Origin of the sequence: Capnocytophaga bilenii, from assembly GCF_017565765.1 — a bacterium.
GTDB classification, from domain to species: domain Bacteria; phylum Bacteroidota; class Bacteroidia; order Flavobacteriales; family Flavobacteriaceae; genus Capnocytophaga; species Capnocytophaga bilenii.
The window spans coordinates 127,326-153,157 of sequence record NZ_JAGDYP010000007.1; the positions used below are offsets into that span (position 1 = coordinate 127,326).

The 25,832-nt window shown below is 37.3% G+C and carries 24 protein-coding genes; 8 read left to right on the forward strand and 16 right to left on the reverse strand.

The window, feature by feature from the left end; genetic code table 11:
- Positions 1–58 precede the first annotated feature (58 nt).
- The 4 genes from J4N46_RS09715 to J4N46_RS09730 are packed head-to-tail and all read left to right on the forward strand — an operon-like array spanning position 59 to position 2,420.
- Positions 59–265, forward strand: coding sequence for a YgaP family membrane protein (locus tag J4N46_RS09715; RefSeq protein WP_009415749.1), 207 nt, complete (start codon positions 59–61; stop codon positions 263–265).
- Positions 265–684 (forward strand): rRNA maturation RNase YbeY, encoded by a 420-nt coding sequence (gene ybeY / locus J4N46_RS09720; RefSeq protein ID WP_009415748.1) that lies wholly within the window; start codon positions 265–267, stop codon positions 682–684. Before J4N46_RS09715 ends, ybeY begins: the two co-directional genes overlap by 1 nt.
- Before the next feature lie 46 nt (positions 685–730).
- Entirely contained in the window at positions 731–1,642 is a 912-nt protein-coding gene (locus J4N46_RS09725; protein ID WP_236013925.1) for a restriction endonuclease, read from the forward strand.
- Entirely contained in the window at positions 1,629–2,420 is a 792-nt protein-coding gene (locus J4N46_RS09730) for a DUF481 domain-containing protein (protein ID WP_208059131.1), read from the forward strand. Before J4N46_RS09725 ends, J4N46_RS09730 begins: the two co-directional genes overlap by 14 nt.
- 162 nt (positions 2,421–2,582) lie before the next feature.
- Here the strand turns inward: J4N46_RS09730 and J4N46_RS09735 are convergent, their stop codons facing one another.
- Together J4N46_RS09735 and J4N46_RS09740 are read right to left on the reverse strand one after the other, a co-directional pair.
- Complete coding sequence (locus J4N46_RS09735; RefSeq protein WP_208059132.1) at positions 2,583–4,985, reverse strand: YfhO family protein; 2,403 nt, start codon at positions 4,983–4,985, stop codon at positions 2,583–2,585.
- Between the two features lie 19 nt (positions 4,986–5,004).
- The gene (locus tag J4N46_RS09740) at positions 5,005–5,322 is read right to left on the reverse strand and encodes a DUF4834 family protein (protein ID WP_208059133.1); all 318 of its coding nucleotides are present in this window, start codon (positions 5,320–5,322) and stop codon (positions 5,005–5,007) included.
- 258 nt (positions 5,323–5,580) lie between these two features.
- Here J4N46_RS09740 and J4N46_RS09745 point away from each other — a divergent pair, with 258 nt between their 5' ends.
- From J4N46_RS09745 to metG, 4 genes are all read left to right on the forward strand, one after another.
- Positions 5,581–6,501 carry a tyrosine-type recombinase/integrase gene (locus J4N46_RS09745; protein ID WP_009415742.1) on the forward strand — a complete coding sequence of 307 codons (921 nt, stop codon included), beginning with the start codon at positions 5,581–5,583 and terminating at the stop codon, positions 6,499–6,501.
- A gap of 31 nt (positions 6,502–6,532) precedes the next feature.
- Positions 6,533–6,823, forward strand: coding sequence for a ribosome hibernation-promoting factor, HPF/YfiA family (gene hpf, locus J4N46_RS09750; RefSeq protein WP_009415741.1), 291 nt, complete (start codon positions 6,533–6,535; stop codon positions 6,821–6,823).
- Between the two features lie 84 nt (positions 6,824–6,907).
- Positions 6,908–8,113, forward strand: coding sequence for an OmpA family protein (locus tag J4N46_RS09755; RefSeq protein WP_208059134.1), 1,206 nt, complete (start codon positions 6,908–6,910; stop codon positions 8,111–8,113).
- Positions 8,114–8,237: 124 nt separating this feature from the next.
- On the forward strand, positions 8,238–10,313 hold the full coding sequence (gene metG, locus J4N46_RS09760; RefSeq protein WP_208059135.1) for a methionine--tRNA ligase: 2,076 nt from the start codon (positions 8,238–8,240) through the stop codon (positions 10,311–10,313).
- 74 nt (positions 10,314–10,387) lie between these two features.
- Here metG and J4N46_RS09765 read toward each other — a convergent pair whose 3' ends face one another.
- From J4N46_RS09765 to lpxA, 14 genes are all read right to left on the reverse strand, one after another.
- Positions 10,388–13,147, reverse strand: a complete 2,760-nt coding sequence (locus J4N46_RS09765) for a PD-(D/E)XK nuclease family protein (RefSeq protein ID WP_208059136.1) — start codon at positions 13,145–13,147, stop codon at positions 10,388–10,390.
- Between the two features lie 2 nt (positions 13,148–13,149).
- Positions 13,150–13,788, reverse strand: coding sequence for a rhomboid family intramembrane serine protease (locus J4N46_RS09770; RefSeq protein WP_208059137.1), 639 nt, complete (start codon positions 13,786–13,788; stop codon positions 13,150–13,152).
- 19 nt (positions 13,789–13,807) lie between these two features.
- Positions 13,808–15,286, reverse strand: a complete 1,479-nt coding sequence (locus J4N46_RS09775) for a YfcC family protein (protein WP_208059138.1) — start codon at positions 15,284–15,286, stop codon at positions 13,808–13,810.
- Between the two features lie 95 nt (positions 15,287–15,381).
- Positions 15,382–16,362: a polyprenyl synthetase family protein gene (locus J4N46_RS09780; RefSeq protein ID WP_208059139.1), complete on the reverse strand. Its 981-nt coding sequence runs from the start codon at positions 16,360–16,362 to the stop codon at positions 15,382–15,384.
- A complete protein-coding gene (ftsH, locus tag J4N46_RS09785) occupies positions 16,362–18,323 on the reverse strand; it encodes an ATP-dependent zinc metalloprotease FtsH (protein WP_009415734.1) in 1,962 nt (653 codons plus the stop codon). The genes J4N46_RS09780 and ftsH overlap by 1 nt, the downstream gene beginning before the upstream one ends.
- A gap of 3 nt (positions 18,324–18,326) precedes the next feature.
- Positions 18,327–18,698, reverse strand: a complete 372-nt coding sequence (rsfS, locus tag J4N46_RS09790) for a ribosome silencing factor (protein WP_009415733.1) — start codon at positions 18,696–18,698, stop codon at positions 18,327–18,329.
- A gap of 190 nt (positions 18,699–18,888) precedes the next feature.
- Entirely contained in the window at positions 18,889–20,766 is a 1,878-nt protein-coding gene (locus tag J4N46_RS09795) for a BamA/TamA family outer membrane protein (protein ID WP_208059140.1), read from the reverse strand.
- The gene (locus J4N46_RS09800; RefSeq protein WP_236013926.1) at positions 20,763–21,197 is read right to left on the reverse strand and encodes a nucleoside deaminase; all 435 of its coding nucleotides are present in this window, start codon (positions 21,195–21,197) and stop codon (positions 20,763–20,765) included. Before J4N46_RS09800 ends, J4N46_RS09795 begins: the two co-directional genes overlap by 4 nt.
- Positions 21,198–21,271: 74 nt before the next feature.
- Positions 21,272–21,673 carry a DUF937 domain-containing protein gene (locus tag J4N46_RS09805; protein ID WP_208059141.1) on the reverse strand — a complete coding sequence of 134 codons (402 nt, stop codon included), beginning with the start codon at positions 21,671–21,673 and terminating at the stop codon, positions 21,272–21,274.
- Between the two features lie 9 nt (positions 21,674–21,682).
- Positions 21,683–22,639: a D-2-hydroxyacid dehydrogenase gene (locus J4N46_RS09810; protein ID WP_208059142.1), complete on the reverse strand. Its 957-nt coding sequence runs from the start codon at positions 22,637–22,639 to the stop codon at positions 21,683–21,685.
- Between the two features lie 39 nt (positions 22,640–22,678).
- A complete protein-coding gene (locus J4N46_RS09815) occupies positions 22,679–23,362 on the reverse strand; it encodes a cell division ATP-binding protein FtsE (protein ID WP_009415728.1) in 684 nt (227 codons plus the stop codon).
- Between the two features lie 34 nt (positions 23,363–23,396).
- Positions 23,397–24,326, reverse strand: coding sequence for a UDP-3-O-(3-hydroxymyristoyl)glucosamine N-acyltransferase (locus J4N46_RS09820; RefSeq protein ID WP_208059143.1), 930 nt, complete (start codon positions 24,324–24,326; stop codon positions 23,397–23,399).
- A gap of 85 nt (positions 24,327–24,411) precedes the next feature.
- On the reverse strand, positions 24,412–24,978 hold the full coding sequence (efp, locus tag J4N46_RS09825) for an elongation factor P (protein ID WP_009415726.1): 567 nt from the start codon (positions 24,976–24,978) through the stop codon (positions 24,412–24,414).
- A gap of 57 nt (positions 24,979–25,035) precedes the next feature.
- A complete protein-coding gene (gene lpxA / locus J4N46_RS09830) occupies positions 25,036–25,824 on the reverse strand; it encodes an acyl-ACP--UDP-N-acetylglucosamine O-acyltransferase (RefSeq protein ID WP_009415725.1) in 789 nt (262 codons plus the stop codon).
- Positions 25,825–25,832: the final 8 nt, after the last annotated feature.

A 25,832-nucleotide genomic window follows, 5' to 3' on the forward strand; every position in this document is an offset into this window, starting at 1 on the left:
ATTGAAAAAATAGTATTAAATTTGCAGAGAAATAAAGATTGACAAAAAATAATATAATATGAAAAGAAATCTTGGGAAACGCGACAAGAGCGTTCGTTTGATTATTATTGCAATTATTGCAATTTTAGGATTGTTCAATGAATTTTCAATTGGGGTAGCCTCAGTATTGGGGATGGTGTCTATACTTTTATTGGTATCTATTCTTATCAATTTTTCACCCTTGTACTATGTGTTAGGAATTAGTACCTATAAAGAAAATAAATAATGATTGCTTTTTTTGAAGAAACACCTTTTAAATTTCCTTTTAAAAAAAATGCAGTAAAACAATGGGTAAAACTGCTTTTGGAGAAAGAGGGGAAACAGGCTGGCGACATCAATTACATTTTTTGTGATGATACCTACCTGCATAACATCAATGTTACGTATTTGCAACACGATACTCTTACTGATATTATCACTTTTGATTATAATGAGGGTGAGGTAGTACATTCGGATATTTATATTTCGGTGGAGCGTGTACGTGAAAATGCAGGGATTTTTGGTGTTAACTTTGAAGATGAGTTGCTACGAGTATTGGCACACGGACTGCTACACTTATGTGGCTATAAAGATAAAACAGAGGCTGATAGTGCTATGATGCGTACCAAAGAAGAGGAGGCTATGAAACTTTATAACGATAAATGACAGGGTAATAATACAGCGCAAGGGATAACTACTTAATAGGGGAACAATGCTTATGGATATTCCTGATTTTCAGAAATTAATGCTTCCTTTTCTGGAAGTAATAAAAGATGGACGTGTGTACTCTACTGAGCAGATAGTGGAGATGCTACGCGTGCATTTTGGTCTGACAATGGAGGATATGAAGCTAAAAGTACCCAATGGTAACCAATCTCTTTTTAGAAATCGCATTGACTGGGCTTCGAATCACTTGCACCAAGCGGGACTTGTGGTAAGTTTTCTGAAAGGATATTACCAAATTACAGAGGCAGGGGAGCAAGTGCTTAGCCAAGAGCAAGTGAAGATGGATGCTGCTTACTTGCGAAAGTTTGACCAGTTTCAGTTATGGGAATCGATGTTTGACACGCCGCAACGCTTATTGGAAGGGGAGCGGGAAACTGAATTACAGAACGAGACACCTGAAATTGTTATTGGTAAGGCTACGGTGATGCTCTATCAGTCGTTGAAGTTTGAGTTATTGAGTCTTATAAAGCAACGTCCTATTTCATTTTTTGAGTATTTTATAGTAGAATTGATGAGGAAGATAGGCTATAAGGGGGTAGATTCTTCAAATTTTGATATTATAGGGAAGCGTGAGAAAGAAGGTATTGAGGGGATAATGTATATGGATGAATTGGGAATAGAAAAGGTGTATATGCAGGCTAAGAAGTGGCAAATGGAGGTTACCTCAAAAGATATTAGGAATTTTATGGGGGCACTAAACCTAAAGGGTACACGCAAGGGGGTGTTTATAACCACCTCTACTTTTTCGCAAGAAGCCAAAACAGAAGCTACAACCAACCCGATGAATAAAATTGTGCTGGTGGATGCTGATAGACTTATGCAACTGGCTATAATGCATAATGTAGGAATACAAACTAGAAGAATTGTAGAAATAAAAGGTCTTGATGAAAATTTTTAAATACACTATTTTACTCTGGTTGCTTGGTTACACTTCATTACAAGCTCAAATCATTTTTACAGAAAGCCTTGCTCCTGTGATAGATACTACAAGGAGTTGGCAGGGTAATATAGCTCCTGAACTCAATTTTAAGACTGAAAAAGATACTTATTTTATGGTGAAGAACAATGCCAACGTAAGTTTCTTACTCAGGAAGAAAAAAGCTATTACGATACTCAATCAGGTGGAGATAGCAAAATCGGGCGAGAAGGTGAATATGAGCAATGGTTTTGTGCATATTGAGTATCGTTACTTGTACAAACCAACCTTAGAGGTATATCCGTTTGCAGAAGGAGTATGGGCACCCAGCCGAGGACTGCTGACCCGTGTGGCTGGTGGTTTCCAATTGCGTTACCTATTCTTGCATACTGATCATTTTACTTGGCGGGGTGGTGTAGGTATTTTCTACGAATACGAACGCTGGAACCACGATGGCGTTCCTAACCTTACTACTGCTAATACAGAAGTGTACCAAGAGAGTATTAAATCACGATTGGCTACGGGTATTGAGATACGTTTTACTGATCGTTCTTTTTTGCAGGCGAGCTTTTATATTCACAACCGAATGGATAGCAACGTAAAAAATCCGCGTTATGCTTATTGTATAGACCTAAAATACAAAATTACTGATAATCTTGGATTATGGCTTTCTTATCAGGCTATACAACATACCAAACCTATAGTACCCGTGAAGAAATTATATGTAGTACTTGGTAGTGGCGTGTATTTATCGTGGTAATAGCCAATCTTCAAGTTCGTTTTGTTTTGTGAGGGCGATTTGCCAATCGCCCCTACAATGTGGTTTGATTATAATTAACTTTGGCAAACTTTCAGAGTTTGCCAAAGTGTGTGGCGCAATCATACTTTTTAAGACTTTTTGGACAGCCTCTGTGTGATATATTTAAGCTGTTGTTCTTCTTCGTTTAAACTGCTGTATCAGCGAAGCTACAATCCATAACAACAATAACGAACTGCCAGCAAGAGATAAATAGCTACCTATAGTTACTACTTCAGGTTCAAAACTAAACTTTATGGTATGTTTGCCAGCAGGGATGGGCATTCCGCGCAAAAGATAGTCTACTGGGTAAAAATCAGCAGCTTTGCCATCTATGGTAGCTTGCCACCCGTGAGGGTAATACATTTCGGAAAATACAGCAAAACCATCGTGAGCATTGTTACTTTCATAAACCAATGCATCAGGAGCATAGCTTTTTAGCTGTATGGTAGCTGTACTATCGGCACTGTATTGCAATGGAAATACTGCTTTTACTTCTTTATTATTCACGACCACTTCGGTAGCAGGGTCAAAATTCCTTAACTCACTCATTACTTCATCATCATTAGCTTTGCGAATAACTTGGTTTACAAACCAAGCATTACCCAATGCCTCATCGTTAAGAATAGGTGTTACTTGGTTCTTTTCATTGCGCACGATAACATATTTTACATTCAGCCAATTGAGCACCTTCATATTACCTTCTTTAAACTGATAATCAAAAAGCTCTTGTAGCTTACGGGGTTTGGCAGCGTGATACCCCCCAATAGAATGGTGAAAAAATGAAGTGCGCGCCCCATTGAGCCCCACTTCGGGTTCATAAACACGATAATAGGATTTATCTCGCAAGATATATTCATCAGCAGGGGTAGGCTGAAAAGGATTGGCTAACTGATGCCCCTCTACGAAGCTATCTTTATTGACATAACGCTTGGCTACTCCGCCCAAATCAAAAAACAACAAGGCTAATATAATAACTTGTACAGCCCATAGGTTTAGTTTTTTAAAATGATACAAAGCCAAAGCAGCCGCCGTAAGTAGTGTGAGCAGGAGTGCACGTAGCACATCGGAAGTATAGATACTTTCGCGGTCTTTAACAATCATTGCAATAAGCTCATTGCCATAATACTGTGCATAGCGAGCGTCATTGGGTGAAGTAAAACTAAAAAAGCCTTTGCCGAGCAGCAATAACACTAATATTCCTAATACCACACATATTGTGTTGAGGAGCGGCTTTTTACGTTCTTCGGCAGGCATTTTAATAAATTGATAAAGCCCTAACACAGCAAGTACAGGCACACAGAGCTCTAACAAGACTTGTATAGAGGAAACTGCCCTAAACTTGTTGTAAAGAGGGAAATAATCTATCATAAAATCGGTGAGAAGGTTGAAGTTTTTACCCCACGAGAGTAGCAAAGACATCAGAGTACCTGCAATGAGCCACCATTTGAGTTTATTTCTCACCACAAAAAGAGCCAATACGAAGAAGAAAAACACGACAATACCTATATAAGCAGGAGCAGCCACAATAGGCTGGTCGCCCCAATAAGTAGGCAGGCTATTAGCGAAGTTTAAAGCTTCAACTCCCCCATAGCCTTGAGAAGCTAAATACTGATACGTATTTGATTTTTCGCCGAGTGCTTCGTGATTAGAGCCCCCAAAGAGACGAGGAACGATAAGGTTTAAAGACTCGGTAATTCCGTAGCTATATTCGGTAATATAATCTTTGGATAAGCCTGAAGCCTCTATTGTTGTAGTGGCAGTAGTGAGGGTAGATTTGCTGCGGGTACTCCAAGCAGCATATTCACGAGTAGCTAAAAGCAATGTAGCATTGGACAAAACCGCAATGAAAGCCGCCCCTATAAGAACCCCCATAGCTTTAAGAAAATTTTTTAGCTGTTTTTGCTTGATGGCTTGGAAAAGATGTCCAGCGCCAAGAAGCAGTACCAATAGGAGGAGGTAGTAGGTCATTTGGAAGTGGTTGGCACAAAGTTGCAAAGCTAAAGCGAAAGCTGTGAGAATACCTCCTACGAGATATTTCCGTTGAAATACCAGCAAAATACCCGCTAAAACAGGTGCAAAATAAGCAATACTATGAGCTTTGGCATTATGTCCTACCCCAAGAATAATAATAAGGTAAGTAGAGAGCCCAAAAGCGATAGCCCCGAGAAAAGCATTGCGGGTATCAACCTTGAGTACCGAAAGAAGCAGGTAAAAACCTATAAAATAAAGGAAAAGATAATCTGCAGGGCGAGGTAAAAAGCGAAGAGTTCTGTCTACTTGTTTTATAAAATCATAAGGATAGTTAGCGCCGAGCTGATAAGTAGGCATTCCTCCAAAAGCGCTATTCGTCCAATACGATTCTTTATTATCAGAAAGTCGGTAATCGTTACGTTCTTTTGCCATACCGGTGTATTGAACGATATCGGACTGCCAAATGGCTTTACCTTGCAGTACAGGATAAAAAAAAGCGATAGCTATAATGGCAAATAGAGCCACTGCAATAAGGTGAGGTATTATTTTTTTCATCTAATTATAATTCAATAGTTTATATTTCTTCGTAATCAATATATTCGCCTACTTGACGTGTAGCTTTAGGATTTTTAGTTGTATCTTCACGATTCACAATATTTTCTCTACTGTTCTGGTTGCTTTTATAAGTTTGATTATTATAATCATTATAAGGTGATTGAGGATTTTGCTGATAGTTTTGAAATTCCTTTTGAATACGCTCTCCTACTCTATTGAAAAAAAAACGAAGAATATAAGGCAATAGGATGCGGAATAAAATACGGATTCCAAGTATAATTAGGAGTATGATTAATAGCGTTTTTATAAAACCAATAAATGAAGCTTGTGCTAACATAATTATAATTATTTTAAGTTTGGGGCAAAGATAAGAAATAATGTTTAATTATCAATGTTTAACGATTAAATTTCATAAAATAGAGAGATACGTAACTTACTGATTTTGTTATAGTAAAGTGTTACTTTAACAAAATAAGATGAAAATTTAACAATTTATTAACGCGCTATGTTCTATAAAATTCTTTACTTTGCTATGAAAAAAGTAAGATACTTTTTAGAAACTATAAACCTATTTTTAATCAACTAACATTTAAGTATGTCAATCAATGCTTTTATTATTTATCTTTCAATAGAGATGAAGTATTCCATTCATACTGTTGAAGCTTACAAACACGACCTTAGGGCTTTCGAACGTTTTATTAAGAGTGAGTATGAGAAGAAGGAGGAAGAATGTCCGTTAGAAAAAGCCGACCAAGAGGATATAAAGAAGTGGATTATCAGCCTATCTGACCAATCTATATCATTCAGAAGTATCAATAGGAAACTATCAGCTTTAAAAACTTACTATTCTTTTTTAAAGAAAACAAAACAAATAGAGATAAGCCCTTTTGAAAAAGGAATTTTTATGCTGAAGACCGATAAGAAGCAAAAGATTCCATTTTCAGAAGCAGAAATAGAAAAAGTGCTTTCTTATTTTTCGAGTAAGAATTCATTTGATGAGGTGCGTGACAGAGCAGTAATAGAGATGCTCTATGCTACGGGGATGCGACGATCTGAGTTAGCCAACCTGAAAGTGGGAGATGTAGATCTTATCCAACGCCAAGTAAAAATATTGGGTAAAGGAGATAAGGAACGTTACATACCGATTATACCAGAACTTGAAAATACATTACACGAGTATTTGAAGCTACGAGCAGAAATAGCTAATAAAAAAAGTGAAGATTATTTGTTCTTAGTGAAAAACGGCAAAAAGATATACCCTACATTGATATATAGAATTATCAATTCGTATTTTAGTGCCGTTACCAGCAAAAAAAATGTGAGCCCTCACGTGCTACGACATTCATTTGCCAGCCATCTATTGGATAATGGTGCCGATTTGAATACCGTAAAAGAACTATTGGGGCACGCAAGCCTTGCTTCTACGCAAGTGTATACTAATACAAGCTTAGTAGAGCTAAAACGCCAATACAAAAAAGCACATCCTCGTGCAGAACAAAAAGACGAGGAAGAGTAATAGAATTGTTTAACCTTAAAAAAGAGACATTATGAAAGTACATGTACATCCTGTTGACTTTACAGTTGACCAAAAGTTAGTGGATTTTATCCAAAAAAAGCTTGACAAGCTTGACAATTTTTACGATCGCATCATTGAAGCTGACGTACATTTGAAGTTAGAAAACACCAATACTAAAGAGAATAAAATAGTAGAGGTGAAGGTACACATTCCTGGTGAGAGCCTTGTAGTGAAAAAACAGTTTAAGACCTTTGAAGAAGGTATTGATAGTAGCGTAGAGCCTTTAGAACGAATGCTACTAAAATACAAGGAAAAACGTTAAACTTTTGTTAAACATATTTTTAGTACCAAAAATAATATTACCTTTGCCGCATTATTGTATAATTTACTTAATTAAAAAAAGAAAATGAAAAAAAGTATTTTAGTTCTGGCTTCATTGGCTTTCCTTGGAGTCCAAGCACAAGATGGCTATAACAAATGGTCAGTAGATGTAAATGGAGGGCTAAATAAAGCTGTTTCTCCACTTACACGAGGTTATGCTACAGCCACTCCAAGTCCGTGGAGTGCATCAGTAGGTGTGCGCTATATGCTTAACAACAAATTTGGTCTTCGTTTAGGAGGTGGTTACGATGCTTTCTCTAACAAGAAAAACACCTCTAAGTTTGACTCAAATATTTGGAATGTTAATTTGCAAGCGTATGCCAACTTGGGTAGAGTGTTGAGTTTTGAAGATTGGACTAGCGACCTTAACGTATTGGTACACGCTGGTGGTGGTTACGCTCAACTTAAAAGTGATTGGTTAGGAAAAGCTGACCGTATGGTATTCTTAACAGCGGGTGTTACACCTCAAGTAAGACTTTCTAACCGCATTGCTTTATTATTAGATGGTTCATTATTTTTGAATGCTAAACAAAACGTTAGCTACGATACTAAATCTCGTGCTACAAGACGTGTTTTCCAAGGTGCTCACTTAGTAGGTACTGTAGGTTTGAACATTGCACTTGGTAAACAAGGTGTACACGCTGATTGGGCTGCTAATGCTGCTAAACAACAAGAAAACGATGATGTTGCTCAACGTATCGCTGCTCTTGAAAGCAATGTATCTGATTTGAAAGACAAAGTATCTGGCAAACAAGACAAGATGAACGATGCTAACGGCAACGGAATTCCTGACGAAATTGAAAGCTACTTGAACAACAACTACCAAGCTAAAGGTGCTACTGCAGCAGCTTCTGCAGCTGAAAACGGTGGCGTAAGCGGTGATGTAGTTGCTGACCTTATCAAAAAAGGTTACATAAGTGCTTACTTTGATTTCAACTCTTCTGTACCTCAAATGAGTTCTACTTGGGCTATTGATATGGTTGTTAAATATATGAAAGAAAACAGCAACGCTCAAATATCAGTAGTAGGTTATGCAGATGAGTTGGGTGGTACTAACTACAACTCTACATTATCACAAAAACGTGCTAATGCTGTGAAAGATTTGCTTGTAAAAGCAGGTGTTAGTGCATCACGTATCTCTACTGAAGGTAAAGGTGAAGATACATCAGTTGATAAAAACTCACCAAGAGCTCGTCAGTTAGCTCGTAAAGCTACATTCAGCATAAAATAATAACACTAAATTATACAATTAAAGAAAGCTGTCTCATATTGGGACAGCTTTTTTTATACTACTTATTGCCCAAGTTTCATAATAATTTTGTATTTTTGCAGCCTAAAAATAATTACAGTACAAGATGCCTAAAAGATATACCATTACAGCAGCGCTACCTTATACTAACGGACCTATACATATAGGACACCTTGCAGGTGTATACGTACCTGCCGATATTTATGCGCGCTACCAACGACTTAAAAATAATGATGTAGCTTTTATTTGCGGTAGTGATGAACACGGAGTAGCTATCTCTATAAAAGCTAAAAAAGAAGGTACAACCCCTCAAGCTATTATTGATAAATATCATAATATTATTAAACAATCATTTGAGGATTTTGGTATTTCATTTGATAACTATTCACGTACCTCAGCTGCTATTCACAACGAAACAGCCTCTGATTTCTTTAAAAAACTATACGAACAAGGCGATTTTATAGAAGAAGTATCGGAGCAACTTTATGATGAAGAAGCTCATCAGTTCTTAGCCGATAGGTTCGTAATAGGTACTTGCCCAAAATGTGGTAATACTGAAGCCTATGGCGACCAATGTGAGCGTTGCGGCAGCTCACTTAACGCTACTGATTTGATAGACCCTAAATCATCTATCACAGGTAGTAAACCTATACTAAAGGCTACTAAACATTGGTTCTTACCCTTAGATCGTTATCAGAAGTTTTTAGAAGATTGGATACTAAAAGGGCATAAAAACGACTGGAAACCTAATGTATATGGGCAAGTAAAAAGCTGGTTGGATGATGAGCTTAAACCACGTGCCGTTACGCGCGACCTTGATTGGGGCATCCCTGTACCTATAAAAGGTGCCGAAGGTAAAGTATTGTACGTATGGTTTGATGCACCTATTGGGTATATATCATCTACCAAAGAATGGGCTACCCGTGAGGGAAAAGACTGGAAGCCTTATTGGAAAGATGAAAATACTGAATTGATACATTTTATAGGGAAAGATAATATTGTTTTCCATTGCATAATATTCCCTGCAATGCTCAAAGCTTATGGTAGTTATATATTGCCTACCAATGTACCTGCTAATGAGTTCCTAAATTTAGAAGGTAACAAGCTTTCTACTTCTAAAAATTGGGCTGTGTGGCTACACGAGTATTTAGAAGATTTTCCAAATCAGCAAGATGTATTGCGTTATGTACTAACTGCTAATGCTCCTGAAACCAAAGATAACGACTTTACTTGGAAGGACTTCCAAGCTCGTAATAATAATGAATTGGTAGCTATATTGGGTAATTTTATCAATAGGGTATTAGTGCTTACCGATAAATACTACAATGGTGTAGTACCTGCACCTAATGCTTTTACAGCTACTGACAATGAAGTACTTGCCGAAGTAGTAGCTCTTTCTCAAAAGATTGAGCAATCATTAGAACGTTTTCGTTTTCGCGAAGCGCAACAAGAACTGATGAATATTGCTCGCTTAGGTAATAAATACCTCGCTGACGAAGAGCCTTGGAAACTTATAAAAACCGATGCAGAACGTGTAAAGACTATAATGTTTGTAGCTCTACACATAACTACAGCATTAGCAATTACTAGCGAACCTTTTTTACCTTTTACATCTGAAAAGTTAAAGAAGATGTTGCTTTTTGAAGCAATGTCATCAGCACCTCATTGGCAAGATATATTACCAAACAAACTATTAATTACAAGCGGACATACGATAGGTAAAGCTGTATTGTTGTTTGAAAAGATTGAAGATGAGGCTATAGAAAAACAACTACAACGCTTAGAAACTACTAAAAAAGAAAATACACAAGAGACAGCAAGCGTAGCAGAAACATCTGTAGCACCTCAAAAAGAGCTTATTAGCTATGATGATTTTGCCAAAATGGATATTCGCATAGGTACCATTCTCACAGCCGAAAAAATGCCTAAAGCTGACAAACTACTTATTCTGAAAGTAGATACAGGGATAGACCAGCGTACTATAGTATCGGGTATAGCGCAAAGTTTTGAACCTGAAGAAATTATAGGAAAGCGTGTAACGGTGCTTGCCAACCTCGCTCCACGCAAATTACGTGGAGTAGAAAGCCAAGGAATGATACTAATGGTAGAAAACAACGAAGGTAAATATACTTTTATTGCTCCTAATAGTGAAGGCATTGCTAATGGTACTGAAGTGAAGTAATATCTATCATAGAAACAAAAAAATACTTGAAAGTTTTAACAACTTCCAAGTATTTTTTTATTGTAGTAATCGGGTTAAATTACTTCACTAAAAGGGATAGTTGTATCAAAAATCTCTTCCAACAACTGTTTGGTAACAGTTACATATTCAGAAAGAACTGAAGGGGTAACATCATAATCTTTTTGTTTATCAAAATGAGTATGGAATTGTATCAAATTTTTCTGCAAACGCTTGAATGATAAATTAGCTACTTGCATAGTTTCCTCTGTTTTAAACTTTTGTTGGTACATATAAGCATAAGTAAGTAATTGAAAGGCTTTACCATACTTTATATCAGTAATAAGATCATTCCAATCACTTATTTTTACATCTTTTTCTTCTACAACCCCTGTTTTATAATCTATAATTTGTAATTTTCCATCTCTACAATCAATACGGTCTATAATTCCTTTAAAATTTACAATAGTGCCATTTATCTTGTGTTCAAAAGGAATTACCATTTTTTCTTCTAAACAAAGTACTTTTATTTCTGTACCCTCTTTAATTGTTGCTATTTCTAAATCTAAAAAACGATGCACATATTCCTTAATAACGTTGTAAATAAGATAGTTTTTTCCTTCACTAAAACTATCATTCCTATACTCTCTGCGAAAGTGAATATTAATAATCCTTTCTACTTTAGGGCGTATTTTTTCTATATCATTTACAGTAATAGCTCGGTTTATTCTACTATACAATAAGCCTTTATATAAGCATTCCAACGTTTTATGAATAATATTACCAAAAGTACGTGCCTCTACCGTCTCTTCTACTTCTTGTTCCTCATATACTTTTAATACATTTTGCTGATAAAACGTAAGCGGATTGCGTATATAAGTTGTAATTGCTGAAGGCGATAGTCCATTTTCAGCAAGCACACGTAACTTTTCTATAATTTCAGGTGTTTTTTGTATGTTAAGCACAGACAAAGAAGTAGGATACACTTTAGGAGCTTTGATAGAATGTATCACCTCGTGTTTATCAACGTTTTCAGCTAATAATTGCAATATAAACCTACTCTTTTCTTTACTCTTTAAGCTATCCATTTCAGTATCATACAGTAAGTGAACTTTCTTAGCACGTTGCAAAATACGATAAAAGTTATAACTATAAACCGCATCGCGTTCTTTATAAGTAGGTAACCCCAATTCACGCTTTACATCATAAGGTATCAAAGAGTTATCACTCTTGCCAAGAGGCAATACACCTTCATTTACTGAAGTAATAATCACATTTTCAAAATCTAAACTTCTACTCTCCAATACCCCCATCACTTGTAATCCCTCCAAAGGTTCGCCACGAAAGTTGAGAGCACTTTTCTGCAATACATCTAAATAGAAGTGATATAATGTTTTCACTGAATCTATATAATGATAACGATCTTGTAATTGTTTTAGTTGATTAAATAATTCATAGAACCTATAAGCATACTCTTGCACAAGAATATGTTGTGAATTTTCAGGATGTATATATGATTTAAGTCTATAAATTATCGTAATAGCGTTCTCTATTAGTTTGCTGATAAAAGCAACATTTCTCGTCTTATCCTGCTCTTTTTCAGGAAATAATAATTTAAAAACTTCGTGCTGATTTTCAGGAGTAGCTTGTAGGAGCTTCTCTCTGCTTATATATGTAAGATTGTGCTTTGTAATATACTCTGAGATAGCTTTTATTGACTCTTGCGAAAGTAACTGTTTCAAAAAAGGTTGCGACAATAAGTTCAGTACATCTTTATGGTAAAAACTCTTGGAAAGATGCAAACGAAAATAAGTAGTAAATAAATCATTTAGAGGCGTTTGCTGCAAAGGGTAACCCATTGTAATATTCACAGCCGTATTAGACTGAACCGCTTGAAGCATTGGTATTAGTAAACTCTCATCAGCAACAATAAGTGCTGTTTTTTCCAATTCAGCTTTAGGAGTATGCTGCAAGAGCTCAGCCACCACGTGTACCTGATTGATACTTTTAGAAACCCCTGTAAGATAAATCTTCTTTTCTTTCTCGTAGTTATTATTTATAAATTTAGGAATATGCGTTTTGTAATATCTCCAATGCTCCCTATATTTACGAAAGAAATATCCCGCATCGTGGTCTTTCTTGTTTACAAAATAGCTGTCTGCATCCCAATAAATCTCACCACCTATATCCATCAAAATATTTTGTATAACCTTCTGTTCAGCTTCTGAGAGCGCATTAAAACCTACAAATATATGAATTGTATCAGTGTGAGTCTCTATATATTTAGGAAGAAATTCTACTGCTTTTTTCGCCACAAAGCCTGCATACCCTTTCTTCTTTTTTGTCAATTTTTCATTTAGAGCATCATAATAATCACGTAAAGACTCCCAAAAAGCTAAATATTCTTTCTGTAAATCTGTAAGAGAATCCATACCGCTCCACTGTTCTACTTTTCTTAAGTCACTAATATAAGAAAATATCTTATCAGGCTGTACCAAATATTGGTCTATCTCACTAAAATCTTTCAATGCTGTAACAGCCCAGCCCAAGAACTCTTCAAAATTATTTACATCTTTTGTCTTACACACCGCTTTATAGCTATCATAAAATTCAAATAACAAAGGCAAACCACTAATAGCCTCTACCCCCGATATACGCGTAAATAAATCAGCTATCCCTATAAATTCAGGAGCCATAGTAGGTCGTTGTACTTGTTCAGCAAAATATTTCTTCAAAAACAATGCAGGTCGTTTTCCCGTAGTAACAAACACTAAACGATCTGCTTTAGTGCTGTAGTTCTCAAGTACATCTGTAATTACATCTTTTAAATAACTCATAGTTAATAGTTCTTTTTGTTATTTTTTAGCTGATAAACAATATAGCCTAATGGCAGAACCATTACTCCTATATAAAAAGCGTGATTTATTACTGCCTCAGGTGCATATAATACAGCTACCAAAAGTCCAAATACAGCCCCTCCTAAATGCGCAGCGTGTCCTATATTATCCCCTTCACTCGGATTAAACATCATAAAAGCCGAATAAGCAAAATAAAAAGCACCAAACAACCAACCTGGCAAAAAATTCACTGTTATTCCTGTAGGATTAAGTGCAATCGCAGCAAATATAATTCCTGAAACAGCTCCCGAAGCTCCTATAGCCGAATAATACCATTGTCGTTGGTACAAATACCAACTAAACAAACTACCCGCAATCATAGCCCCAAAATAAACAACTAAAAATAATACACTCCCTATGCTCCTAATGAGTAACCCCTGAAAGAAAAACAGCGATACCATATTGAGAATTAAATGTTGCCAATCAGCGTGTAAAAAGCCTGATGATACCAAACGAATATAATCACCCTTCTGCACCGCTCCTACATTGAATTTATAACGCTCAAAAAAAGTAGTATTCTGAAACCCATAATAACTCACTGCTATTGTAGCCACAAGTATAATAACAAAAACCATATTCATTGCAAAAAATCATTTAAATTTATAACCATAACAAAATTGTCAGTACTACCGAAAAGATAACCACTAACGGCATACAAAACCGCAACCATTGTTTGTAATTCACATTCACCATCGCCAGTGACGGCAAAATAAGCCCCGTAGGAGTAATTAGCGACATAATCCCCATACCAAAAAGATAAGCACTCACCACACTATGCCCTTCAACCCCTACTATCGAAGCCAATGCCCCTATTATAGGCATCGTAAGTACCGCCATACCCGATGACGATGCTATAAACAAACTAAGCACTCCAAATACCAACATCAGCATTGGTAAAAATAACATTGGCGACATCCCTCGCACAAGGTCAGTAGCATAATGCAATATCGTACCAGCTATCTGCCCATCATTCAGTATAAACGATACCCCTCTGGCTATCCCAATAATAAAAGCCACCCCCAATAAGTCTCGAGCTCCTGCTATGAAATGTTGTACAAAAGCCTCTTCACCACAACGCTGTAGTACTGCTATTACAACAGCAGCTACCAAAAACTGAGCAGTCATTTCGCCAAACCACCAGCCCCATTGCGATACTCCTATAATCATAACTACAAACGAAAGTCCAAAAACCAAAAGCTCTATTTTCGTTGATAGTTTCAGTTCAGTAGTCTTTTCAGGTGTATTAGCCGCATATATTTCAGGTAAAGTAACCCCATATACAATAGATTTTTCAGGATATTTTTTTACCCTTTCAGCATACCTAATGATATAAAGTATACTGATAATCACACACAATACTAAGGCAATCAACCGTATATAGAGCCCCGAAGTCCAATCTACACCAGCAGCATCCGAGGCAATAATCACCGCAAACGGATTAACAGTCGATGCCATAGAACCAACATTTGAGCCTATATAAATCACAGCCAAAGGCACTAATAAGTCGTAACCTGCTGCTAAAAAAATAGGTACCAACATAGGGTAAAACGCAAGAGTCTCTTCAGCCAATCCAAAGGAAGAGCCTCCAAGAGCCAAAAGCGTAGTGAGCAGAATAATAAGAATACCTTCACGCCCTTTCAGCAGATGAGCCAAATAGCCTACCCCCATATTTAAAGCCCCCGAACTGTTGAATACACCTATGAAACCACCCAATACCAATACAAAAAGAATCACCTCTATACTATCGTAAATCCCCTTAATAGGCGCAAAAAGCACTGCAACAGCACCTTGCGGAGCCCCATTACCCTCCACATAAGTATTAGGAATTGAAATAGGTTTCTTTATTTTTTCCTCTTTAAACTTATTCAGTTGTATATTGATACCCAAATCATTGAGTTTCCCTTGAGTAGCAGGCACCCTATAGGCACTATCAGCAGTTCGTATTACAAAACTATCATCAACCTTGTTGTAACTAAGCGTACTATAGCTCCCCGAAGGCAATAGATACGTAAGCCCTGTTGCCAATACAATTACAATCATCAACACCGTATAAGGGGTAGGAAATTTAAGACCTTTCATTTTCAAAAAAATATTCACTTTAAAGCCACAAAAATAGCAATTCCTCTGGAAAAGCCAAAGGAATTGCCAAAATATTTTTTAGTTTTAAAACTACACTATATCTCCCTATCAATCACATAATTCACCATCAACACCAAAGCATTCTTATAGTCCGAAACAGGAAAATCATCTAATAATTTCAATGCCCTCTGCTGAAAATCCTTCATTTTATAAGTCGCATATTCCAGCCCTCCTCGTTGTTTTACAAATGCAATAACCTCTTTCACCCGCTTTTTATCCTTATTATGCTTCTTTACCGAATTTATAAGCCATTTTTTCTCGTCTTCACTGCAATTATTTAATGTATAAATAAGCGGAAGCGTCATTTTTTGTTCCTTAATATCAATCCCCGTAGGCTTCCCTATTGCATCATCAGTATAATCAAAAAGATCATCCTTTATTTGGAATGCCATTCCTATATACTCACCAAAAAGTCGCATCTTTTCAATTATTTCTGTTTCTTCTGGCAATACCGAACAAGCTCCCATCGCACAACAAGCAGCTATAAGTGTAGCCGTTTTCTGCCTAATGATTTCATAATAAACCTCCTCAGTAATATCCAATCGGCGCGCCTTTTCTATTTGCAACAGCTCGCCTTCACTCATTTCTCGCACCGCAACCGAGATGATACGCAATAAGTCAAAATCACCATTATCAATAGAAAGCAACAAACCTTTTGAAAGCAAATAATCGCCCACAAGCACCGCTATTTTATTCTTCCAAAGAGCATTGATAGAAAAAAAACCTCGTCGCTTATTACTATCATCCACAACATCATCGTGTACCAAGGTAGCCGTATGTATAAGTTCTATCACCGATGCACCTCTATAAGTACGCTCGCTCATACCCCCACCCGATACCATCTTAGCAACCAAAAATACAAACATCGGTCGCATCTGCTTCCCTTTACGGTTCACTATATAGTAGGTGATACGATTTAGCAAAGCAACTTTCGAGCTCATCGCCCCTTGAAACTTCTGTTCAAAGAGCTCCATTTCCTCACGTATTGGCGCTTTTATTTGTGCTGTTATCTTCATTAGCTTACCTCTCCCGTATTTTTATGTTCGGCAGCAATTTTATCCAATTCTTCCTCTTCTTTAAAAGTACGTTTACCAAAAATATTCTCCAAGTCATCGCGGAATATTACTTCACGCTCCAACAGTAAGTTAGCAAGTTGAGTAAGTTTTTCCTTATTTTCGGTCAATATAGCAATAGCTCGTGCATACTGAGCCTCTACTATTTTTGAAATTTCTTCATCTATCAAATGAGCTGTCTTTTCGCTATAAGGCTTTGTAAATCCATAATCCGATTGTGCTGAATCGTAATAAGTTAGATTACCTATTTTATCATTAAGCCCATAAATAGTAACCATTGCACGCGCCTGTTTAGTAACCTTCTCAAGGTCGCTAAGTGCTCCTGTTGATATTTTATCAAAAATTACCTTTTCAGCAGCACGTCCTCCTAAGGCAGCACACATCTCGTCCAAAATCTGCTCAGTGCGCACTATTTGGCGCTCTTCTGGTAAATACCAAGCAGCCCCCAGCGACTGCCCTCGTGGTACGATTGTAACTTTCACCAAAGGCGCAGCATATTCTAATAGCCAACTCACTGTTGCGTGTCCTGCTTCGTGAAAAGCAATCGCCTTGCGCTCTTCAGGAGTAAGAATCTTGCTCTTCTTCTCAAGCCCACCCACTATCCTATCTACAGCGTCCAAAAACTCTTGCTTACTCACCGCCGTTTTGCCTTTGCGCGCCGCTATCAAAGCCGCCTCATTACATACATTAGCAATATCAGCACCCGAAAAACCAGGGGTTTGCTTAGCAAGAAAATCTATATCCAATGTCTCAGCCGTCTTTATAGGCTTCAAGTGTACCTGAAATATTTGTTTACGTTCATTCAAGTTAGGCAGTTCCACATATATTTGCCTGTCAAAACGTCCCGCACGCATCAACGCTTTATCCAAAATATCAGCGCGGTTAGTAGCTGCCAGCACAATAATATTTGTATGCGACCCAAAACCATCCATTTCCGTAAGCAGCTGGTTAAGCGTATTTTCTCGCTCATCATTAGCTCCCGTCATCGCATTTTTTCCTCGCGCACGCCCTATAGCATCTATTTCATCTATAAATATAATACAAGGTGCTTTTTCTTTTGCTTGTTTAAAAAGGTCTCGCACTCGCGAAGCGCCTACACCCACAAACATCTCAACAAAATCAGAACCCGAAAGCGAAAAGAATGGCACTTGCGCCTCTCCAGCTACAGCCTTTGCAAGTAGCGTTTTACCAGTACCAGGAGGCCCCACCAATAACGCCCCTCTTGGTATCTTACCTCCAAGCGAAGTATATTTATCAGGATTCTTCAAGAAATCTACAATTTCCTGTACTTCCTCTTTAGCCCCTTCCAAGCCTGCTACATCCTGAAACGTTACAGGTACTTGCTTTTTCTCGTCAAACATACGAGCCTTTGATTTTCCTATATTGAAAATACCTCCAGCGCCTCCTGCACCTGCCATACGTTTCATTACATAAATCCATACACCTATTACAAGTACAAAAGGTATCAGAGTAATCAACAAATCCGAAAATATATTCTGCTGACTTTTATTTTCGCGCGTTGTATCGAGGTTATTCTCTTTAACTATTTGGTCAAAACGATTTTCAAAGTTGCTAAGGTCACCCAATTCAAAGCGATATTGTGGTACATCAGCAGGATTACCATTTTGCATAATAGCATTCCCTGTAGGGCGTACATCTTTATGCTCCTCCTTCTTAAGTGCATCTGCATTCAAGTACACATTAGCTTCTTTCTTATTCAGAATAACAATTCGTGATACATCACCATTGCTCAAATATTCTTCAAATTTAGCTTGCGGTATTTCCTTAGGTTGTGACCAAAAGGTTGCTCCTGAATAGTAATTAAATGCCAAAAGCACAAGTAACAACACAGCATACAGCCAATATGCTGAAAATCGGTTGCCGTTATTCTTATTATCTCCCATTTTTTAATATTGAGTTTCTACATTAATGAATTTCGCATCGCCCCATAAGCCTTCCAAGTCATAATGCTCACGAACTTGAGGCTGAAATATATGCACCACCACATCCACATAATCTATAAGTACCCATTCAGCATTCATTTCACCCTCTACGTGCCAAGGCTTTTGATGCCCTTCAGCTTGGCTTACTACTTTTTGTACCGAACCTGAAATCGCTGCCACCTGAGTATTAGTATTACCATTGCATATTACAAAATACTCACACACAGCACTCTCTACCTCACGTAGATCTAAAATAGTGATATCCTTACCTTTAACCTTCTCTATACCTGCTATAATATTGCTGAGCAGTTCATTAGATGTTATTTCTTTATTCATTCTTTTTTATATTTTTCTCTATTTGTTTTATCAAATACTATTAGGGTAAACACTTATCCTTCACTTTTAAACAGAAGCTAAAATGTTAATAGTTCCCATTCTTCTAAAAAAACGTGCAAAGATAATCATTTGAATTTAAAAAGCAAAAATATTGCCATAGCTTTTTGTCAGGACAAGTTGTCAGGTATTTTTATTTAAATGAAACCACCGATGGTACACGTTGGCTGAAGCTATGCAACCTAAAATCATCGTTCGTATCTCCTGTGATTTTAAAAATATGTTTCCCATTACCCGGTATGATAGGAAAATAAGCCAGTGAAAACTGAATTGCCCCAAAAGGCAAATAATCATTAGTAATATAAAATCCTAATGAAAAACGAGAATACAAATCTACATTAAAAAATGGTGATTCTTTACGCCCTATAAAAGCAGTATCTACCGATAGAAATGGACTTACCCGAAAGCCTATAAACTGAAATGGACTATAAAGCTGTGTTTGCGAACTTAGTATCAACTTTCTGTTTCCGTACACCTCACTGCTATTAAACCCAAGAATTCCATAATGTTCGTTAATACTCAGCCTACTACCTTGATATACAAAATCTTTAACCCCCATAACAAACGAAGCCTTCAAAAACTCCCTAAAGTGCCAGTCTCCTATACTGAGCAATCTTGTAAAATGTGTTCCTTCAGCACGAAACACCAGTTCTTTTATTTTTCCTTTCGGAACAAAACTCCCCACCTCAAAATCTGCTGCATAATATCCCTTTCGCTCATAATAAGCTTTTGAAAATCCTAAGGAAATATAAGGTAACATTCTATGGTTTTTCCATATAGCCCCCGATGTTAAATAAAGAGTATGCCCCGTACCCACATCTTCCGTATCACCATTCCTGAAAATATAGCGATCTTTCACAAATTTACTCCTATTCAAGCTCAGTTGCGTAAGAAAAATATTTTCATTAGAATGATATACATCTTCTTCCGGATATAAAAAACTATTCCTGTAAAAACTTGTATTGCGATAAGTAGCCCCAATAATAAAATTATTGATACTCTTATCTTTAGAAACCCCAAGCGACTTTACCCAGCTACCAAAAGTATTAAAACTTTTGTAATACAACACAGGCTTATAATTGGGTATTGTATCTACATACGCATCTCTATTTTCATAGTACGACACACTCCCCGACCATCGTGCCAATGGTGAATAAAGCTGTCTATCCACATAAATATAACGCGTAAAATACCCCTCATAATCCGAATAGTATGAGCCTCTCACATTCACATATGTATTTCTGATGTTCCGCAGTGTATAACTCATTCCCTTACCACTATCAGCTATACCCGTAAAAAACTGCTGATAGGTGAATGAAGCCTCGTGTCCTAACCCAAAAAGATTGCGTTCAGATAAGCGTGTCCAGCCTCTGCTTCCCGTGAGGTCTCCGTCCACATACATTGTCCAACTATCAAGCACTCTTATATGCACATCTACCGAGTCTTTAAACCGCCCCACAGGCATAGGCTCTATATACACCCGCCGCACATAACGTTGATTTCTAAGCAGTCGCTCTGTCTCACTGATGAGCAACGTATCCAAAGCTTGATTCTTTTTAAAAAGAAGCAAATGTCTTATTGTGCTCTCACGTGTTTTTATATGTAGCGCATTTCCATAACGTTCAAACTTGCTGATAGGTTTTTTGTTAGCATCGCGTTCATCAAACCCAAAAGGGTCTAAAGTCGTAATCAGTATATTCCTAATAATTTTTCCCTGATAAGACAACGTATCACAAACAGCTTCTGCAATAGTTTTTATTGTATCAGTCTCTGTAGAAGAAACCTCAGCCAAAGAATGCTGTTCCTTTACTACAATAAAATCTTTCAGTCTTTCAGTTACCTTATGCTGTTGCAAATAATCTCTAAGCCGTTTGTAAAAAATTCTATTTTTTACTTCCCTGTCTAATACCCGCTGAATCGTATCACTCGTTCTTAATGTATCTTCTGTTTGAGGAAAAACTAAGTGTATCCCCAAACAAAAAAATAGTATAAGAGCAAGTTCTTTCATCATCGTTTCTTCATAAAAAATTGTTTTATAAGTTCAGTACATTCATTAGCCTTTATCCCCGTTGTAATTTCAGTTTTAGGGTGCAGTAGCCCTCCCATAACATTATATCCTCTATGCAAATCAGCTGCCCCGTACACCAGTCGTGACAGCTGGCTCCAATACAATGCCCCAGCACACATTGCACAAGGCTCCAAAGTGATATACATAGTACAACCTTTCAGATACTTGCCCCCTAAATAGCTTGCAGCCATCGTAATAGCTTGCATCTCAGCGTGAGCCGTTACATCGTTTAGTCGTTCTGTAAGATTATGAGCCCTCGCTATAATTCTACCATCAGCTACTACCACAGCTCCCACAGGCACTTCTCCTTCTTCAAAAGCTGTAAGTGCCTCATTTAGGGCTATGTCCATAAAGTATTCATCATTTTCTATCATCGTAAGCAACAAAAAATTACTTTGGTAGGTACAAAAACTCTACCAAAGTAAAGTCAATCGTATAAAAAATGTAATTATTTTCCTTTAAAAAGGTTACCTATACCACTCACTATATCGTCCATTACATTTCCATCCTTGTTTTTATCAAGCAACGAGGTGAGCTTATCTCCTATACTTCCTCCGTCTTTGCCTCCAAAGAAATTAGAAAACATAGAAGGCAAGTGTTGGAATATTTGGTTCACATTGTCAAGAGAAATACCAGTTTTTTCGCTGATAGCTTGTAGAGTAGTAGATTGTTCACCCCCCTTTAGTTTGCTTAGTAGCTCAGCACCAGCATTTTCTTCTTTTCCTAACATTTGTTTTAGCGAATCCAACACAGTATTCACTTTATCTGTTGATATACCAGTCTTCTCACTAAGTCCATTAACAATTTTCTGAAGGTTTTCTCCTTCAAAGATGTCTAAAATTTCTGCCATTGTATATAATTATTTTAATAAAGTTACTATTTGTTCAGCTAATTCTGTAGCAATGCGGTCTTGCGCCTCAGTAGTGCTCGCACCTATATGCGGTGTAAGTGATATTTGTGGGTGCATCAATATATGTAGTGAAGGCGTAGGCTCATTTTCAAATACATCCAATCCTGCAAAAGCTACCTTACCACTTTCTAAGGCTTCTAACAAAGCTTGTTCCGAAAGAGCTCCTCCGCGAGCAAGGTTTATTATCCCTACCCCATCTTTCATTTTCTCAAACTCTGCTACATCTATTACATACCCTTTTTGTGCACTATTATTTAGAGTTATAAAGTCAGCTTGCGAAAGCAATTCATCTTTACTAACTGTTTTAACATTAAAGCTAAGCTCCTGTCCGTCAAAAAAAGAAAGGTTTATAACAGCCTCTTTCACGTAAGGATCGTGAGGCAAAACTTTCATTCCCAAGCCTATTGCTATCTTTGCTACTGCCTGCCCTATCCTGCCAAAACCAATAATGCCCAACGTTTTACCACGTAATTCTACCCCATTGGCATAACCTTTTTTCAGTTCATTAAACTGAGTCTCTCCTTCCAAAGGCATCATTCTATTAGCATCGTGCAAATAACGTACCCCCGTAAAAAGATGGGCAAAAACAAGCTCAGCTACCGAATTAGTCGAAGCGTTAGGCGTATTAATCACCTCTATATTTTTACTTTGTGCATACGCCACATCTATATTATCCATCCCCACTCCACCTCTACCAATAAGTTTCAAAGTAGGGCAGCCATCTATAATATCCTTACGCACCTGTGTAGCTGAACGTACTAATAAGCCACTAATTTCGTGTTTATTGATGTATTCTACCAACTGGTTTTGAGCTACCTTAGTAGTAATTACCTCAAAACCTTTTTTTTCCAGCATATCTTTGCCTAAAGGCGAAATACCATCATTAGCGAGTATTTTTATTTTCATTATTATTGTAATTTATAAAATTATGTTCTTTTATGTTTTTTATATACGGCGTTGTACCACTTCAAATATGTGTTCTCCATCACACTTCAAAGTTTTAGAAGGAAACTTCAAAATCAGTGCATAGTCGTGAGTAGCCATTAATATCGTGCGCCCAGCAGCATTTATTTCCTTAAGCACTTGCATCACCTCCACACTCGTTTCTGGGTCTAAATTTCCTGTAGGTTCATCAGCAAGTATAAGTTCAGGGTCATTGAGTAACGCACGGGCTATAGCCACCCGCTGTTGCTCCCCCCCCGATAGCTCGTGAGGAAACTTATAATCCTTAGTATCCATCTTCACTTTAGCCAACACTTCTTGTATACGTTTCTTTATCTCCACTTTGTCTTTCCAGCCTGTAGCCTTTAGTACAAATGCAAGATTATCATACACATTACGGTCTGTAAGCAACTTAAAATCCTGAAATACAACCCCCAACCTGCGCCTTAATAGCGGTATTTTGTTCTCATTCAGTTTTTTTAGGTTGAAACCTACTACCTTACCCTGCCCTTGTAGCAGTGGCAAATCACCATAAAGGAGTTTGATAAGGCTACTCTTGCCTGAACCAGTCTTCCCTATCAAATAAACCAATTCCCCTCGTCCAATAGTAAGATTTACGTCAGAGAGTATCAAGTTATTTTTCTGAAAAACCGATACATCTTTAAGTTGTAATATAGGTGAATCCAATGATTTTTAATATTTTATAGTTAATAATACCCCATTAATCACTTTTTTTTTCTGCTGAAATCAACTGCTTTAGTGCAGTCATCTCTTTGTATTTCTCACGTGCCTCACCTGCAGGATAACCAAAGTATGTATGCCCACCTTCCAACGACTTCGATACTCCACTTTGTGCCAAAATAACAGCTTTTTTACCAATAGTAATACCACTTGTCATTCCCACTTGTCCCCAGATAGTAACATCATCTTCTATCACCACACAACCTGCAATACCCGTTTGCGAAGCTATCAAGCAGCGCTCTCCCACTATAGTATCGTGCCCTATATGCACGTGATTATCAATTTTCGTTCCTTTTTTGATAGTAGTATCAGCAGTAACACCCCTATCAATCGTGCAAAGAGCTCCCAAATCTACATTATCTTCTATAACCACTCTTCCCCCCGATTTCAGTTTATCGTAGCCATTAGCACGTTTTTTGTAATAAAAGGCATCAGCACCCAGTACTGTACCCGCGTGTATCGTAACAAAATCACCTATCTCGCAATGGTCATATATACTCACATTCGGGTGTATCACACAATGTTTGCCTATAGTTACGTGATTACCTATAAAAACACCTGGTTGTATTATTGTATGTTCACCTATTGTTGCCGTAGGTGCTATAGTAGCAGTAGCTCTTTCAAAAGGTTTGAAATATTGAGTCAGCTTATTAAAATCCCTAAAAGGATCATCCGAAATCAAAAGAGCTTTACCTTTAGGGCACTCCACTTCCTTGTTGATAAGTATCACTGTAGCTCTTGATTCCAATGCCTTGTCATAGTACTTAGGATGATCTACAAATACTATGTCACCCATCTGCACCACGTGTATTTCATTCATTCCAAATACAGGAAAGTTTTCATCACCCACGTATTTAGCACCGATGATAGTCGCAATTTGTTTAAGTGTATAAGGCTGTGAAAATCGCATAATAAGTAATTATAAGATAATAAGAGGCTACCCTAAAATCATTATTTTCAGGTAGCCTCTCTTTTTTATTTAATGTTTTATCAATTTAGTCTTTCATTCTTTCAACATAAGTACCTTTCTCAGTTTCTACTTTGATGCGGTCACCTTCATTGATAAAAAGAGGCACATTCACTACCGCACCTGTTTCTACTGTTGCAGGTTTAGTAGCGTTAGTAGCAGTATTACCTTTCACTCCAGGTTCCACGTGAGTAACTGTAAGTATTACGTTAGCAGGCATCTCTACCGAAAGAGGAGTCTCATCTTCAGCATTAAAGATAACCATTACCGTCTCGCCTTCTTTCAAAAGGTCAGGATAGTCAAGCATATCCTTGCGAATATGCACTTGGTTATAATCCTCATTGTTCATAAATACAAACTGATCCCCTTCAGCATAAAGATACTGAAATGAACGAGTTTCTACACGTACATCCTCAATTTTGTGTCCTGCCGAAAACGTATTGTCCAATATTTTACCCGTAGTAACACTTTTAAGTTTTGTACGTACAAAAGCAGGCCCCTTACCTGGCTTTACGTGCAAAAACTCAATTATCTTATAAATATCGTGGTTAAAACGGATACACAATCCTTTCTTAATGTCTGCAGTTGTTGCCATTTATCTATTCCTTTTTATTTATTTTTTAATTTTTATTTCCAAATTTCCCGTAGTATCTTAATCATTACTACTATTATATCCTTTCATTATCCCGTGTTGCGAACGTCTTATAAATTGTAGTATCTCATCGCGTTCCAGCGTTGCCTCCATCTCCGCTTCTATATATTCCAAAGCGTGTGTAGTCGAGAGTTTTTTCTGAAAAATAATACGGTAAATATCCTGAATCTCACGTATCTTTTCCGCAGTAAAACCTCGCCTATGCAACCCTATCGAGTTTACCCCTACATATGAAATAGGATCACGAGCTGCTTTCACATAAGGCGGCACATCTTTTGATACCATCGTACCCCCCGTTACAAAAGCATAACTGCCTACCATACTAAACTGATAAACAGCCGTCATACCTGCCATTACCACAAAATCACCTATTGTTACGTGCCCTGCAAGAGTAGTCCCATTAGAGAATATACAACCATTCCCCACTACACAATCGTGAGCAATGTGCGAATATGCCATTATCAAGCAATTATCACCCACTACGGTCTTCATTCTATCTACAGTACCCTTATTTATAGTAACACATTCTCGTATGGTAGTGTTATCACCTATATGTGTTGTAGTTTCCTCTCCTTTATATTTAAGATCCTGCGGAATAGCCGAAATTACAGCACCAGGAAATATACGACAATTTTTCCCTATACGCGCCCCCTCCATAATGGTTACGTTAGGTCCTATCCAAGTACCCTCACCTATTTCTACATTCTTACTAATAGTAGTAAAAGGCTCTATCACTACATTCTTCGCTATTTTAGCATCAGGGTGCACATAAGCCAATGGTTGAATCATACAATCTT